Source organism: Stutzerimonas stutzeri (genome assembly GCF_024448895.1).
In the GTDB taxonomy this organism is placed as follows: Bacteria; Pseudomonadota; Gammaproteobacteria; order Pseudomonadales; family Pseudomonadaceae; genus Stutzerimonas; species Stutzerimonas stutzeri_Q.
The window spans coordinates 1-14,537 of the sequence record NZ_JAMOIC010000047.1; the positions used below are offsets into that span (position 1 = coordinate 1).

Sequence of the window (14,537 nt, forward strand, 5' to 3'; positions counted from 1 at the left end):
GAGGTGATGGGCCAGGCACCCTGCGTGTTGTGCTGGTTCCAGCGTGCCTTCATGTTTCCGCTGGCGGTGATCCTGGCCATCGCCTGCTACCGCTCGGATTTCACCGTCTGGCACTATGCCCTGCCGCTGACCGCTATCGGTGCGGCACTGGCATTTGTTCACACGCTGCTCTATGCAGGGCTGATTCCACAGCCGATCCAGCCCTGCACGGCCACTGGTCCATCCTGCTCAGGCGCCGGAATGACCCTCTTCGGCGTGGTGCCCCTGCCGGCACTCGCCTTGTTCGCTTTTATCCTTATCGCCATCCTGCTCATAATCATCCGTCGGAGAACCACCCCATGAATCGCCGTTCCGTGGTCCTGATCGTCAGTGTCGTGATCCTGGCCGTCTTTGCTGCCGCCGCATTCTTCTATTCCCCCTCGCAATCGCCTCAACAGGCCCAGGCTCCCGGTTCGACAGCCCAAGAGACCGCGACACAACCCAAACAGAACGGCGGCCAGTTGGTTCGCTTCCACTCACCAGTGTTCGGCCCGGCGCAAGCGCCAGTGACCATCGTCGAATTCTTTGACCCTTCCTGCGAGGCATGCCGCGCCTTCCACCCCTATGTGAAGCAGATCCTCGCCGAGAACCCGGAAGACGTGCGTTTGGTGCTGCGCTATGTACTGTTCCATCAAGGCTCCGAAGAGGTGGCGCGAATGCTGGAGGCGGCGCGTAAGCAAAATCTCCATGAACAAGTGTTGGGGGCTGTGCTGGAAGCCCAACCCGGTTGGCACGACGACCCCAAGGTAACGCAGGCATGGGCTGCTGCAGAGCGCGTCGGTTTGAACTTGGAACAGGCCCGCCAGGACATGCATACGCCTGGCGTCAACGCCGTGCTGGAAACGGACATGCAGGACGTTAAAGCCGTTGGGGTTCGTGGCACGCCGACTTTTTTTGTCAATGGTCGTGCGCTCAGCGAGTTTGGCCCGGAGCCGCTGCGCCAGTTGGTGAACAGCGAAGTGGCCAAGGCACGAGAATGACACTATGAGCGCGCTGGAAAACCGCGTGCCACCGCTGCTCGTGGCCGGCCTGATCGCTGTGCTGATGGGTTTGTCGGGAACCAAATTGCCGGGTTTCGAACTGGCATGGACCGCGCGCCTGACCTTCGCTTTGCCAATACTGCTCCTGGGGCTCGGCGTGTGCCTCGCCGGCGTCCTGTCGTTTCGCCGCGCGCGTACTACGGTTAATCCATTGCAGCCGCAGCAGGCTTCTGCATTAGTGGAGGCTGGCATCTACCGGTACAGCCGCAACCCCATGTACTTAGGCTTTGCCATTATCCTGGCGGCTTGGGCGCTGGTCTTGGCCTCGCCTCTAACCCTGCTTGGCGTAGTTGCTTTCGTGCTGTACATGAACCGTTTCCAGATCCCAGCCGAAGAGTGGGCGCTGGAAACATTGTTCGGCGAATCATTTGCCCGCTACCGTGCACGAGTCCGCCGCTGGCTCTGAGCGTCCGCGGCGGTAGCGACTGGCGGGGCTTGCTCGTCGCGGCAGCCTGCCGAAGGTGCCACGACCTAGCCTGATCTCCTCGTGACGAGCTGCTTTGGCCACATGCCGCTAGCATGTCTCTGGTCGAAGACATAGCGCCAACGAGTGATGTCGCAAGTTCACTCCGTTGATATCGAGATAACTGTCTAGCAACAGCGGTGAGCGCAAAGCAGGCTTATGCTTCGCTGCGATGACTGTCGGCCTGCCTGGTGTCGATACAAACACTGCCGTCTAGCTCCATTTCAAGTGTCGAGTGGCTGACTTTGAATCGCTCATGAAGTACACGTTTTAAATCAGTCTTCACTCGTTCAATTTCGGGCAGGCTAGCCTTCTTGATGACAACGTGAGCTTCCAATGCAGTTGAATGTTCGGCAATTTCCCAGACATGTACGTGGTGAACACTCACAACGTCGTCCACTTGCTCCATGACATTGATTATATCAGTGATGGAAACTCCTTCTGGTGCGCCCTCCATTAACAAGTGAATGGTTTTAGGTAGCATGCTAAAGCCCTGCCATAGCACGTAACCAGCAATCATCAGCGTCAGTACAGTATCTGTCCAATACCAGTCATACAGAAGGATTAATGTTCCGGCAATAATAACACCGACGGAGGCCAGCGCATCCGACACATTGTGCAAGAATGCCGCCTTTATATTCATGCTATTCTTAGACATTGTGTAGGTGAGCAAGGCCGTGACGACATCTACAATCAAGGCTATTCCCGCCACCACGACCACTGTCCATCCTTCAATGGGCTGTGGGGCAAAAAACCGACCTATAGCTTCGTAGATGAGGTAGAGACCAACGATAATCAGCGTGACCAAGTTAATCAAAGCCGCTATGGTTTCACTGCGTCGGTAGCCGAAGGTTTTAAAAGCATCTGGCGGTTTGCGACCGATTTTACGTGCGATGAGCGCAATAACCAGTGATGCGGCATCGCTCAAGTTATGTAGCGCGTCAGCTATGAGCGATAAACTGCCAGAAAGTATTCCTCCAACAACTTGTGCCAGAGTTAGCACAGTATTAACGCCAATGGCAGCGATTAAACGCTTATCGCCTATGGCTTCGGTGTTATGGTTATGTTCGTGAGCCATTGGTTTTTAACCGTCCTTAAATAACATAAGACAAGGATAGGGAGCCCAAAAAAGTAATAGATAATACTAGCACCAATACCATCTGGCCTTCCAAACCACACTGACAGAAATGCGACCACTCTCAAGCGAGTTCGTGCATTATCGTCTGAAACTTGCCGATAACTGGCCGATCCCTCTCAAACGTTAAACGACGTTGCTCGCTAATGATAGATGATGCGGCGTCAATCCGAAGATGACAAAATTGTAATCTTCCAATCATTCTTTTCGTAGGATAGGCCCTTGCAGATTGGTGCGCCTCGGTGCTGACATGACGAAGCAAGGCGCTCATGTCACCGCGCAATGGAAGCATTACATTTCAATAATGTAATGCTTGGCTCATGCTGCTGTTAACTTCAATCACGCAAAATTCATTCGAACCTGCAGGGCTCAGCGAGAAAGCTCAGCAAGCCACCTTTGAATTTAGCGAGGACTGCCCTATGAATCTGTTGAAAGCTATTGTTGTTGGTTTGGTAATCTGCGGCTCCGCATTGTCTTATGCAGAAGATGGTTACGACCGCTCAATTAAATTTAATGAAAAATTCCGAGCAGATCAAAAACGAATTCACGGAACCGAATCCGCCAAACGAAAAATAGACGAATTACAGATTAAGGATACCCGCCAAGATCAGAACAATACGGAAAGCAAGAAAGAAACCAAAGCTGACTAACCGCTTCATATCTGAACGATATTCGCCTCCGGCAGCTTCCAATCTCCTTTGGAAGCAGTTGCACTCTAAGCGCCCTTCGGGGCGCTTTTTTGTTTCCATAACTTGCCCGCAACATCGCTACCAGCGAATCGCCCGGAATTTATATAAGCCGTTTCGTTTAAGTCAGGCCGCCATTGCCTGATCTGTTGTTATTAGCCTTCGCAAGGATCATGTCCGAGTGAGCTGAACAGACGCTGTGGCGTACAGCGCACCCATGTCTGGGTCGCTATCTCAAAGGCCTCACGGTTCGCCCATGATTGACGGTGTCAGCTCGGCCTTGCACAGCCCGCTGATCGTTCCAGCCAGGGCTTTGTCGTAGCTATCGCCCTTTGCTGCCGACCGGGGCAGGTCAGTCGCTGTTTGCATAATCCTTCGTCAGCTCACCGTGGGTGAAAGCCATCAGGTCAAGGACGCGTATGTAGCGAAAGTCATACGCACTAAGCGCTGAGCAATTTTTTATTTACCGCTTAGATGCATCAGACTGCGCCACAAAGGCTGTGCTGTCCGCTGCGCCGCTAATGAAACTGCGCTCCGATAATTAACGCGCCCCGTTCTCGCTAGCTAGCAAGAACGGGGCGTTGTGTGCCGCCATCCAATCTCTAGCTTGTTCTGTCAGCGGCCAACGCGATTTCTTGCTCCTCCAATTCGTCTTCGCGTCGATGAGCCATCTGGTAGAGCAACGGCAAAACTAATAGCGTTAGCACCGTTGAGGAGAGAATCCCCCCGATCACCACCGTCGCAAGGGGACGTTGTACCTCTGCACCGGTACCCACATTCAAGGCCATTGGAACGAACCCGAGTGAAGCCACTAAGGCTGTCATCAATACCGGTCGTAGCCGGGTAAGGGCACCTTCGCGGATCGCAGTGTCCAGAGGTAAACCTTGCTCCCGTAGGCTACGGATGAAGGAGATCATTACCAGGCCATTTAGAACGGCGACGCCTGACAGAGCAATAAAGCCAACACCTGCTGAAATGGACAATGGGATATCTCTGAGCCACAGCGCAACAATGCCTCCGGTGAGCGCAAATGGAATCCCTGTAAAGACCAACAAACCGTCTTTGACATTGTTGAACATCATGAAAAGCAGAATGAAGACCAGGAGCAGCGCCACGGGGACGACAATCTGCAGCCGCTTCGTTGCCGATTCAAGCTGCTCAAAGGTACCGCCCCAGTCGATCCAATAACCTGCCGGGATATCTACCTGGGCCTGGATTTTCTGTTCTGCCTCAGATACGAATGATCCAATGTCACGACCACGGACGTTTGCACTGACGACAATTCGCCGTTTCCCTTCTTCTCTACTGATCTGATTCGGACCGGGGGCCAAATCCAGGGTGGCCACCTCGCCGAGGGGGATATAACTTATGGTGCTGTTTAATTCCCTTGGAAGGGCAATTGGAAGCCGCTCAATTGCGGCGAGATCGCTGCGTATCTCGTCCGGTAAACGAACCACGATATCGAAACGCCGATCTCCTTGAAACAAGGTGCCTGCCTCTCGGCCACCGATAGCTACTGCAACCGCTTGCTGGACGGTATCTAGACTCAGGCCGTATCGTGCGATCTGATCGCGATCGATATCAATCGTGAGCATGGGAAGGCCAGTCGTCTGCTCGACCGTAACCTCTGAAGCGCCTGGTACTTGTCCTAGCACCTCGGATACTTCCGCCGCCGTGCTGTTAAGAACGTCCATGTCATCACCATAGATTTTCACGGCTACCGCGGCACGAACTCCGGAAATCAGCTCGTTGAAACGCAGCTGAATCGGCTGGGAAAACTCGTAGTTATTGCCCGGCAACTCAGCGGCGGATGCTTGCACCTCGCTTAAGAGCTGATTACGCGACTTGCCTGGATCCGGCCACTGTTCTTGTGGCTTCAGCATGACGTACCCGTCAGAGATATTTGGAGGCATAGCATCCGATGCCACTTCCGCAGTGCCAGTTCGCGCAAATATGCGTTCAATCTCCGGAAACTCATCCATAAGCTTTCGCTCCAGCTGCTGCTGCATCTCTACAGACTGACTAAGACTGGTAGCTGGTACACGAAGGGCTTGGATAGCGAAGTCTCCCTCGTTGAGGCTAGGCACGAATTCACTGCCCATACGTGACCCTACGAGGCCAGAAAGTATGACTACAACTACCGCAAAGGTGAGCACTGCTGGCTTGTTGGCCATTACCGCATCGAGCGCAGGTGCGTAGGCCCGTTTAGCATTGCGGATTAGAAAGTTTTCCTTCTCCGTAACCCGCTTACCGATAAAGAGCGCAACGGCCGCCGGGACGAACGTCACCGAAAGGATTATCGCCCCGAATAGCGCTGTCACTACGGTAAACGCCATGGGCGTGAACATCTTACCTTCTACCCCTGTAAGGGCGAATATCGGCAGATACACGATCATAATGATCAGCTGCCCATACAATAGAGGCCGACGCACTTCCTTTGCCGCAGCGAATACTTCATGAAGCCGTTCGGACAGTGTTAATGCCCGTCCGTGATGGGACTGAGCGTGTGCAAGTCGACGCACGCAGTTCTCAACAATCACCACGGCTCCATCGATAATGATGCCGAAATCCAATGCGCCTAGGCTCATCAGGTTGGCGCTGACCTGATTGGCTACCATGCCGGTGAACGTGAAGAGCATAGAAAGCGGTATCACAAGCGCGGTTAGGATCGCCGCCCGGATATTGCCTAAGAAGAGAAAAAGTATAACCACAACAAGAATGGCACCCTCAGTGAGGTTCTTCTTAACGGTGGATATAGCTTTGTCTACGAGTACAGTTCGATCGTAGACAGTAATTGCCTTTACGCCTTCCGGAAGCGAAAGGTTTATCTCTTTCATCTTGTCGTCGACAGCCCTTGAAACTACTCGGCTATTTTCACCGATAAGCATGAAGGCCGTACCTAGTACCACTTCGCGGCCATTCTCGGTGGCTGCGCCAGTGCGGAGCTCCTTTCCAACCTCGACCGTCGCAACGTCGCGGATACGCACTGGGGTACCGTCAACGTTGCTAATAAGGGTATCGCGGATGTCCTCCACAGACTGCATTTGTCCTGGAGCGCGAACAAGATACTGCTCGCCGCGCTTTTCAATATATCCGGCACCTAGATTGTTATTGTTTTGCTCAACCGCCTCGATCAAATCTTGTAGTGTTAGTCCAAACGACCGCAAAGTGTCTGGGTTGGGGGCGATCTGATATTCCTTTGCATATCCTCCGATCGTATTGATCTCAGTAACACCAGGTACATTTCGGACTTGCGGTTTGATGATCCAATCTTGAATCTCACGCAAGTCAGCAGGGGTATACGGCGTACCGTCCGATTTGGTGGCACCTTCCTCAGCTTCAACCGTCCAAAAATAGATTTCGCCAAGCCCAGTGGAAATAGGGCCAAGTGTTGGAGTGACGCCATCTGGGAGCTGATCTTTGGCCCCTCCCAGGCGCTCGTTCACAAGTTGGCGGGCAAAATAGATGTCAGTGCCTTCCTCAAAAATAACTGTGATCTGAGAAAGTCCATATCGAGACAAGGATCGTGTCTGCTCGAGCTTGGGCAGCCCAGCCATTACCGTCTCGAGCGGGTAGGTAATACGCTGCTCCACTTCCAGCGGGGAATAACCTGGCGCCGCAGTGTTGATTTGCACCTGTACGTTGGTGATATCCGGGACAGCATCGATAGGCAGCTTTTGGTAGCTGTAAGCTCCTAACGCTGCCATGCCAAGCACGGCTAGCATAACCAACCAGCGATGCTCGATAGAAAAACGAATGATACGTTCGAACACGATTCTATAACTCCGTATCAGTGAGCATGCGAGGCGCTGGCTTTGCCAAGCTCGGACTTGATGATGAAGCTGTTATCCAAGGCATAGCGCGCTCCGGGCTGGAGGCCTTCCTTGATTTCGACCGCGTCACTATCGCTGCGGCCACTCACGATTGGCTGAGCAGCAAAGCCATGGTCGGTCCGTACAAACACCACCGGCTTTTCTTCCAATGTGTGGATCGCATCAGGACTTACTGCGACTGGCACGGATGCTTCGCCAGCGCCTACCTGCACTTTGACGAACAGGCCGGGGCGCCAAACCCCTTCAGGGTTGGGAAGTGTGACCCGGGCGGTAGCGGCGCGGCTTTGCTGACCAACAAGTGAGCCGACATAAGAAACGGTTCCATTGGCACTGGACTCGAATGCTGTGGCCTCGATAACGGCATTGCTGCCTACTCGTACCGCGCTGAGTGCATTGGCAGGAACGCTGATATCTGCCCACACGGTGGAGAGATCGGAAATGATGAATATCTGGTCATCGGTATTGACTGACTCACCGAGCGTGATGTCCTTCTCAACGATCATCCCATCGAACGGCGCCCTGAGTTCGTAGCGGCTCAATGCGTCTGGCTTGCCAGCATCACTGCCAAGCGCTTGTAGCTGTGCGTTTGCATTCGCAACAGTCAGCTCTGCTTCCCGTAAAGCCTGTTGTGCCTGTAAATAATCCTGTTCCGCAGAAATACGCTCTTCCCATAGCTCCTTTTCGCGTCGATAGGTTTTTTGAGCCAATGCAAGACGTTTTTGCGCCGCGTAGAACTCGCTTCTACGTTCCGACAGGTCTGTACTCGCGATCACAGCAAGTACTTGCCCCTGTTTCACCTGTTCGCCCAAATCGACTTTGACCGCTTCAACGACACCTGAGAGACGAGGCACAACTTGCGCTGTGCGGTCTTGGTTGAATGTAATTTCGCCAGGCAGCTCAATTGCGCTTTTTATCTTTGCGGGCTGAGCAGTTGCCAGTGAGATGCCGGCGGCTAGGATTTGTGTCTCTGAGAGTTCTACCTCTGCTGTTTCAGTATGCTCCGCTCCCTCGGGCTCATCTTCATGCTCATCTTTCTCTGCCGCACCGACCTCGTGATCGCTATCGGCGCCTCCTTCATCATGGCCATGATCTCCTTCGGCTTCTGCATCCTCATCCGAATGCCCTTCATCCTCATGCTCCGATTCGTCACCATGCTCGCTATGTGCGTCGCCCGCATCGGGCACAGCTGGACTACTGCGAAGAAGCAATCCGCCAAGCATAAGTGCCACGCTTAATATGACGACGATCCAAAAAATCTGCTTCTTGTGACCAGCCAAGGAAGATGTATTCGATTTACTTTTCATATGGATTCCTATGGCTGAGTGGCCGAGGTGATAACGGCCGACCCATCTCCGACAATTCGCGAGATTTCTGCCGCCGCCTGGTTAGCTTGTGATAGCGCAGACAGGTACTGAGATCGGGCTTGGAAAAGCGTGCGTTGAGCATCCAGTACGTCAAGGAACGTGAATTTTCCAAGTTCGAACCCCTTGCTGGCAGCTTCATAAGCGCTTTGGGCACTGGGGAGCATATCGTTGCGCAACAGTTCAAACTGCTGGCGAGCAGTGCGCAGCCGCATGTGCGCTTGGGAAAGTTCGCTTTTCAGGCGTATATGGACGGCGTTGAGCTCGTCCTGCGCCTGGTAGGCCCGTTCCTGTGCTGCTCCGATGTTGCCTTGGTTTCGATCAAACAACGGCAGGGGCATCGAGATACTCACCAGTCCCAGCGTGCCGTTATATTCATCTGAGCGTTGGGCACCTACGCTAACCGTCACGTTAGAAAAGCGATTCGTCCTTTCCAGCTCCAACGCAGCCCGACGTCTTTCAGCCTCCCGACGCGCGCGGGTTAGTTGGGCGGAATCGTTCAAACGGCTATAAAGCTCAGCTAGCTCGGGAAGAGGAGGCACTGCCTCTACCGGCTCTTTTACTCGCTCAAAGCGTGGCTGTGGATTTCCCCAGTTGGCCGCCAGCCGAGTGCGCGCAGCTTCGAGTTCAGCTGTGGCCTGGGCAAGCTCTACTTGCACTCCAGTAGCCGCAACCCGCGCCCGGGTTTCCTCTACGGGAGAGACCATGCCGGCCCTCACACGTCGATTGGCCACGTTCACTGCTTGCTTCGCAAGCTTTGAAGCAGCCTGAGCGAGGTCCAGCCGTTCTTGAGCAGTAAGCACATCGTAGTATGCACCCATCACTGCCCCCCTCAGTCGAGCTTGGGCGTCCTGTAGGTCGGCGGCCGCTACGTCCATGGCGCGTTGCGCTGCCTCAATACGAGCCGAACGTTTACCACCCAGCTCTATTTCTTGGCTCAGTTCAAGCGTGGTCTCCGGGGCATCGCCCCGGATTCCCTCCTGGCTAGCGGACAATATTGGATTCGGACGTGCTCCTGCTTGGCTAATCAATGCGCGAGAAGCAGCCAGCTCACGTCTTGCAGCAGCCAGTTCAGGGCTTGCAGAGCTAGCGAGTTCCAAGGCGCGTACAAAGCTTATGGAGTCGACAGACTCAACGGGGAAGGTATTTGACACACTGACAGGTAAGGTCTGTGTGAAGGTCGGCAACTCTAAAGGCTGCGCAGAGGCGAGGTTGCACGACAACATCGTCAACCCCAGCGGTAAAAGAACTTTTCGCACCGAAATCTCCTAGAAAAGGGAAGGTTCGGTGAGACGTCAGATACAGATAAATGGCGTCCTACTGGTTAATCTGGCGTCTCACCGGCTTTGCACCGATGCGCCAATTAGGTTTTTCAGGACGCCCGGCTTCAGCCGATGCGTAGCTAGCAGAAGAAAACGGTTTCAAGCTTATTGATAATACCGAACCGGGAGAAATCCCTTTCGTTATAAGCGGCTTGATATGGTCGCCATGAAAGACACAGTCTCCATCCAGACTGATTTTTTTTGCGGCTTTTGACGATCCTTCCTCGTCAGCACCCAGAGACTCGTGCGAATGTTCGTGATGTCCAAGATGATTTGCTGCCGAACCATCCTCATGTCTGCAGCTCGTGCTAACAACTGCCCATGATGATTGCAATGGGAACAGGGCTAGCAACAACAGCAGAACTATTTTTCTCATCCAAGGCAAAACGATGACTTCCTGGTTTAGATGTCGAATCCAATCATAGAGCTACCCCCGCCAAGACGCGGAACACAGCGCCGCTACTGCGACAGTGATTCGTCCTGGGTTTAGGACACAATACACGAAAGCGTTTTTATCAGCCTCGCCAAGCCGGGGAGATAACTGATGGCCATGGGGCTGACTTTAAAGAAGAGTGGATAACGACCGCGTGACCGCAACATTACAAATCTGTAATCGAGGATATGCGCGATTGCTTGCCTCTCAGATAACAAAATAGTAATTTGCCGCTAATCCTGCGGTCATCTGCAGGGAAGAACTTGCCTAAGCGCTAAAAAAAAGCGAAAGGCGTCATTTGAGCACTGACCTGCCGTACACCAGGAGCATCATCATGAGCAAAATGGCCGTTTTTTCACTAACAGCCCTTTCACTGGCATTGGGCAGCGCCCCGGTCTTTGCCCAATCGGAAACAGCGGAGGGCTTCATCGAAGGCAGCACGCTATCGCTGATAAATCGCAACTATTATTTCAATCGAGATTTTCGCGACGGTGAGAGTGCGACCGGCAATGGCTACTCTGAGGAGTGGGCTCACGGGCTGATGGCCTTCTTCGAGTCCGGATATACCCAAGGCTCGGTGGGGATCGGCGTCGACGCCTTCGCCATGCTCGGCCTCAAGCTCGATTCTGGATCAGGACGTTCCGGTGCTGGCGGAACCGTCGATCTTCTCCCCTACAATAGCGCCGGCGATGCCGAGGATGACTTTTCTCGAGTAGGGGGGGCCGTGAAAGCACGGTTCTTGGGCACCGAGATCAAGGCAGGCGATGTATTTCCCGCTACTCCTGTCGTGCACTTTGGTGACGCACGGCTGCTGCCGGAGTCTTTCAAGGGTGTCACCGTTGTGAACAACTCGCTGGACGACCTCACCCTCCAGGGCGGCCGCCTGCACGCGATGAGCCAGCCCAATACCAGCAACACGAACGATGACTTCGTCACGTTTTATGGCGGCGGCGTCGACTCGCCTTGGCTCGGCTACGCAGGCGGCGACTATAGCGTCAACGAAAATCTTAGTCTTAGCCTGTATACCAGCCGGCTCAAGGATGCCTGGAACCAACATTACTTCGGTCTATCGGCCACCTATCCGCTTTCCGATGTCGTCGCGTTGCTGGGCAGTTTCAACTACTACAAGGCAACCGACGAAGGCCGCGAGTTGCTGGGCGAGTTCAACAACAACATCTGGAGCTCCAGCCTGGGTGTCGCCTTCGGCGCGCACACCGTCACGGCGTCGTATCAGCGAAACAACGGTAACAACGACTTTGACTACTTGCGCCAGGCGGACTCGATCTACCTGAATAACTCCATCCAGTACAGTGATTTCAACTCACCTAAAGAGCAGTCCTGGATGCTGCGCTACGACCTGAACATGGCGGGTTACGGCATACCTGGGCTTACGTTCATGACTCGCTACGCCCGCGGCTGGGGCGCCGATTACAGCAACGCAAATGAGGTATATATGCGCCAAGACGATAACGGCGCGCCTCTGTCCGGACAGAAGCGCTGGGAACGCGACGTCGAAGCACGCTACGTTGTACAGACAGGCTCGTTCAAGGACCTCTCTCTGCGGGTGCGCCAGGCTACCACGCGGGCGACTGCTTTCGAGTCCGACCTCGATGAGGTCCGATTCATCGCCGAGTACCCTCTCTCGATCTTGTGAAACACCATGAGCAACACCACATCTTCTTTAGTTTTGCTCCCTTGGTTTGAAGATGTGTTTCAGGCGCCCATCAGGGCGCCTTTTTTCGTTTGGTGCACCCGCTCGCGCTGCGGGTCAACCAAATGACCGGTAGATTACAAATTCGCAAGATAGCCCTCACAGGGCTTTTACCGCGTTAAAGTGCTTCCCGCTTCCCTGGGCAGATCTTTTCGCCTCTGCCTTTCACGCTAGAGCCAAGCCGCTTTCGTCTTGACCTAGTTACTACATGGATTTTTTTGGTTCCGCTTACCGCGCACCTCCTTGCCGAGTTACCTCAAAACATGCGCATCCTGGTTGTCGAAGACGAGATCAAAGCTGCGGAATACTTGCAGCAGGGTCTTATCGAATGTGGTTACTTGGTCGATTGCGTAAGTGATGGCCTCGATGGGTTTCACCTGGCACTGCAGAACGACTATGACATCGTGCTGCTAGATGTGAATCTGCCAACCATGGATGGGTGGGAGGTTCTCGAACTCATCAGGCGGCGTAAGCAGACACGCGTCATCATGCTGACTGCCAATGGCCGCTTAGAGCAAAAAGTCCGCGGCTTGGAATCGGGCGCCGACGACTATCTGGTCAAGCCGTTCCAGTTCCCCGAGCTGCTTGCCCGTATCCGGACACTGTTGCGGCGAGGCGAGGCAGTCACACTTCCGAGCAACCTGCGTGTAGCCGACCTCGAACTGGACCCGGCCCGGCATAGGGCTTACCGGAGCGGTCAGCGTATCGACCTCACCAGCAAAGAATTTGCGTTATTGCATCTGCTCATGCGCCGGACTGGCGAAGTCCTCACGCGTACGGAAATAACTGCCATGGTGTGGGACATCAATTTCGACTGCGATACCAATGTGGTGGATGTTGCGATTCGTCGCCTGCGGATGAAAGTGGACGAACCCTTCGGCGATCGCCTGATACACACCATCCGGGGTGTGGGCTACGTGCTGGAGGCGCGGCCTTGAAGCCACTCAGCCTCGCATCGCGTCTCGCGCTTCAAATCACACTGACCGGCGCCGCTTTGGTCGCGCTGCTGATTGCACTGAGCTACTGGGTACTGGTGCGCCAACTGGAACTGCGCGCCCAGGAGGAAGTGACGGCCAAGCTCTCTCAGATCGATCATGGACTCCTCGAAGACACCAAAGCCCGTATGGGCCGCTCCTGGCAACACGCATTGAGCGATACCGTACTCGGCCATGACAACCTTTCGATTACGGTCATCGGCGATACAGCGAAATCACCCATTTTCAGTATCGGCCGATTCGCCAATGCGCCGCAGCAGCTGGATCTCGTGAGCAGGGACGGCGACTATCTTGGCTGGACAACGAAAGATGGCGTGCAGATGCTAACCGGGCGCAAGCAAATCCAAGTCCCGGGACTGGCTCCAATGACGCTTTTACTTTCGCAAGATCGCAGTGCCGATCAACGGCTGGTGGCTGCATTCCTGCGCTCGGCCTTAGTGACCGTGCCGATGCTACTGATATTGATCGGATTGGCTGGATGGCTAATCGCCCAAAATGGCTTGCGGCCGCTTCGCAAGTTCCGGGCCTTGGCGACTAAGGTATCTACACAGGATCTATCACCTCGAATCCGCACCGATCGGCTTCCGCAAGAGCTCCAGGCATTGGCGCACAGCCTCAACGTAATGCTTCATCGACTCGATGACGGCGTTCAGCAACTGTCACAATTCTCGGACGATGTGGCTCATGAGTTAAAAACTCCGCTGAACAACCTGATAGGCAAGGCGCAGGTGACTTTGGTGCGTGAGCGAAGCAAGGAGCATTATCGGGAGGTGATCGAGTCGTCGGTTGAAGAACTCGAACGCATGGATCGAATCGTGTCAGACATGCTGTTTCTCGCCCAGGCCAGCCACGCCAGCCCAGCACTGAAGCTCGAACAATTATCTTTAGGAAGCGAGGCGAGGCGCGTATGTGAATACTTCGAAGTCCTTGCCGAAGAAGCGGGAGTCGCTACGACAGTAACGGGCGATGCCATGATTTTGGGAAATCGACTTATGGTCCAGCGGGCCATTTCCAACCTGCTATCCAACGCGCTGCGGCATTCAAATACTGGCAGTACGGTCGAACTTAAGATCCTTGAGGAGGACGTAGACATCGTCTCGCTGGCTGTCACCAATCATGGCGCGACTATCGAATCGGATCATCTCCCACATCTGTTCGACCGCTTTTACCGCGTTAACGGCATACAACCTCGCGGGGCAGGATTGGGGCTAGCGATTGTCCGCTCAGTGATGAACCTCCACAAAGGCCACGTGGCCGTCGCCAGCAAAGACGGTCGGACCACGTTTGAACTCACGTTTCCTCGGCAGGCCTGACTCAAAGTGATACCGCACGGAGACAGCCATCACTACGAAGGGGCAAAAACCACAGGGACAAACAACCATTTCGAGGGCATGCGCGTTGGCCGGGTAACCAGGCCCGCAAGCCCCAACGCCGTTCATTTAATGCATGCGTCCTCGCTAATTCCGGCGAGAATGCCGCAAGCCTCAACTTCCCGCCCATCGTTGCAATTAGCCCGCAG

At 54.3% G+C, this 14,537-nt stretch carries 13 protein-coding genes; 7 read left to right on the forward strand and 6 right to left on the reverse strand.

All coding sequences use genetic code 11. The features are described 5' to 3' along the window. The 3 genes from NA619_RS24470 to NA619_RS24480 all read left to right on the forward strand — a co-directional run. Positions 1 to 342: disulfide bond formation protein B (locus NA619_RS24470; RefSeq protein ID WP_255964389.1), on the forward strand; the 342-nt coding region annotated here is incomplete at its 5' end. Next, entirely contained in the window at positions 339 to 1,019 is a 681-nt protein-coding gene (locus NA619_RS24475; RefSeq protein ID WP_008569955.1) for a DsbA family protein, read from the forward strand. The genes NA619_RS24470 and NA619_RS24475, both read left to right, overlap by 4 nt. Before the next feature lie 4 nt (positions 1,020 to 1,023). Then, positions 1,024 to 1,485: a methyltransferase family protein gene (locus tag NA619_RS24480; RefSeq protein WP_003292672.1), complete on the forward strand. Its 462-nt coding sequence runs from the start codon at positions 1,024 to 1,026 to the stop codon at positions 1,483 to 1,485. 214 nt (positions 1,486 to 1,699) lie between these two features. On the opposite strand, the gene NA619_RS24485 is transcribed toward NA619_RS24480, so the two are convergent. Continuing rightward, positions 1,700 to 2,620 (reverse strand): cation diffusion facilitator family transporter, encoded by a 921-nt coding sequence (locus NA619_RS24485; RefSeq protein WP_008569956.1) that lies wholly within the window; start codon positions 2,618 to 2,620, stop codon positions 1,700 to 1,702. Positions 2,621 to 2,997: 377 nt separating this feature from the next. On the opposite strand from NA619_RS24485, the gene NA619_RS24490 reads away from it, so the two are divergent. Beyond that, positions 2,998 to 3,327, forward strand: a complete 330-nt coding sequence (locus NA619_RS24490) for a hypothetical protein (RefSeq protein ID WP_023444715.1) — start codon at positions 2,998 to 3,000, stop codon at positions 3,325 to 3,327. Positions 3,328 to 3,606: 279 nt separating this feature from the next. On the opposite strand, the gene NA619_RS24495 is transcribed toward NA619_RS24490, so the two are convergent. The 5 genes from NA619_RS24495 to NA619_RS24515 form a co-directional block, all read right to left on the reverse strand. Next, entirely contained in the window at positions 3,607 to 3,732 is a 126-nt protein-coding gene (locus NA619_RS24495; RefSeq protein WP_023444716.1) for a hypothetical protein, read from the reverse strand. A 233-nt stretch (positions 3,733 to 3,965) separates the two neighbouring features. After that, positions 3,966 to 7,136 carry a CusA/CzcA family heavy metal efflux RND transporter gene (locus NA619_RS24500; protein ID WP_015275576.1) on the reverse strand — a complete coding sequence of 1,057 codons (3,171 nt, stop codon included), beginning with the start codon at positions 7,134 to 7,136 and terminating at the stop codon, positions 3,966 to 3,968. 17 nt (positions 7,137 to 7,153) lie between these two features. Then, complete coding sequence (locus tag NA619_RS24505) at positions 7,154 to 8,500, reverse strand: efflux RND transporter periplasmic adaptor subunit (protein ID WP_015275575.1); 1,347 nt, start codon at positions 8,498 to 8,500, stop codon at positions 7,154 to 7,156. Between the two features lie 8 nt (positions 8,501 to 8,508). Continuing rightward, positions 8,509 to 9,816 (reverse strand): TolC family protein, encoded by a 1,308-nt coding sequence (locus NA619_RS24510; RefSeq protein WP_127839253.1) that lies wholly within the window; start codon positions 9,814 to 9,816, stop codon positions 8,509 to 8,511. Positions 9,817 to 9,874: 58 nt separating this feature from the next. Beyond that, entirely contained in the window at positions 9,875 to 10,255 is a 381-nt protein-coding gene (locus NA619_RS24515) for a hypothetical protein (RefSeq protein ID WP_255964390.1), read from the reverse strand. Between the two features lie 391 nt (positions 10,256 to 10,646). Here NA619_RS24515 and NA619_RS24520 point away from each other — a divergent pair, with 391 nt between their 5' ends. The 3 genes from NA619_RS24520 (at position 10,647) to NA619_RS24530 (ending at position 14,331) form a co-directional block, all read left to right on the forward strand. Next, positions 10,647 to 11,966 carry an OprD family porin gene (locus tag NA619_RS24520; RefSeq protein ID WP_127839251.1) on the forward strand — a complete coding sequence of 440 codons (1,320 nt, stop codon included), beginning with the start codon at positions 10,647 to 10,649 and terminating at the stop codon, positions 11,964 to 11,966. Between the two features lie 320 nt (positions 11,967 to 12,286). Then, on the forward strand, positions 12,287 to 12,961 hold the full coding sequence (locus tag NA619_RS24525) for a heavy metal response regulator transcription factor (RefSeq protein ID WP_008569962.1): 675 nt from the start codon (positions 12,287 to 12,289) through the stop codon (positions 12,959 to 12,961). Beyond that, entirely contained in the window at positions 12,958 to 14,331 is a 1,374-nt protein-coding gene (locus NA619_RS24530) for a heavy metal sensor histidine kinase (protein WP_003292663.1), read from the forward strand. The genes NA619_RS24525 and NA619_RS24530 overlap by 4 nt, the downstream gene beginning before the upstream one ends. Positions 14,332 to 14,537: the final 206 nt, after the last annotated feature.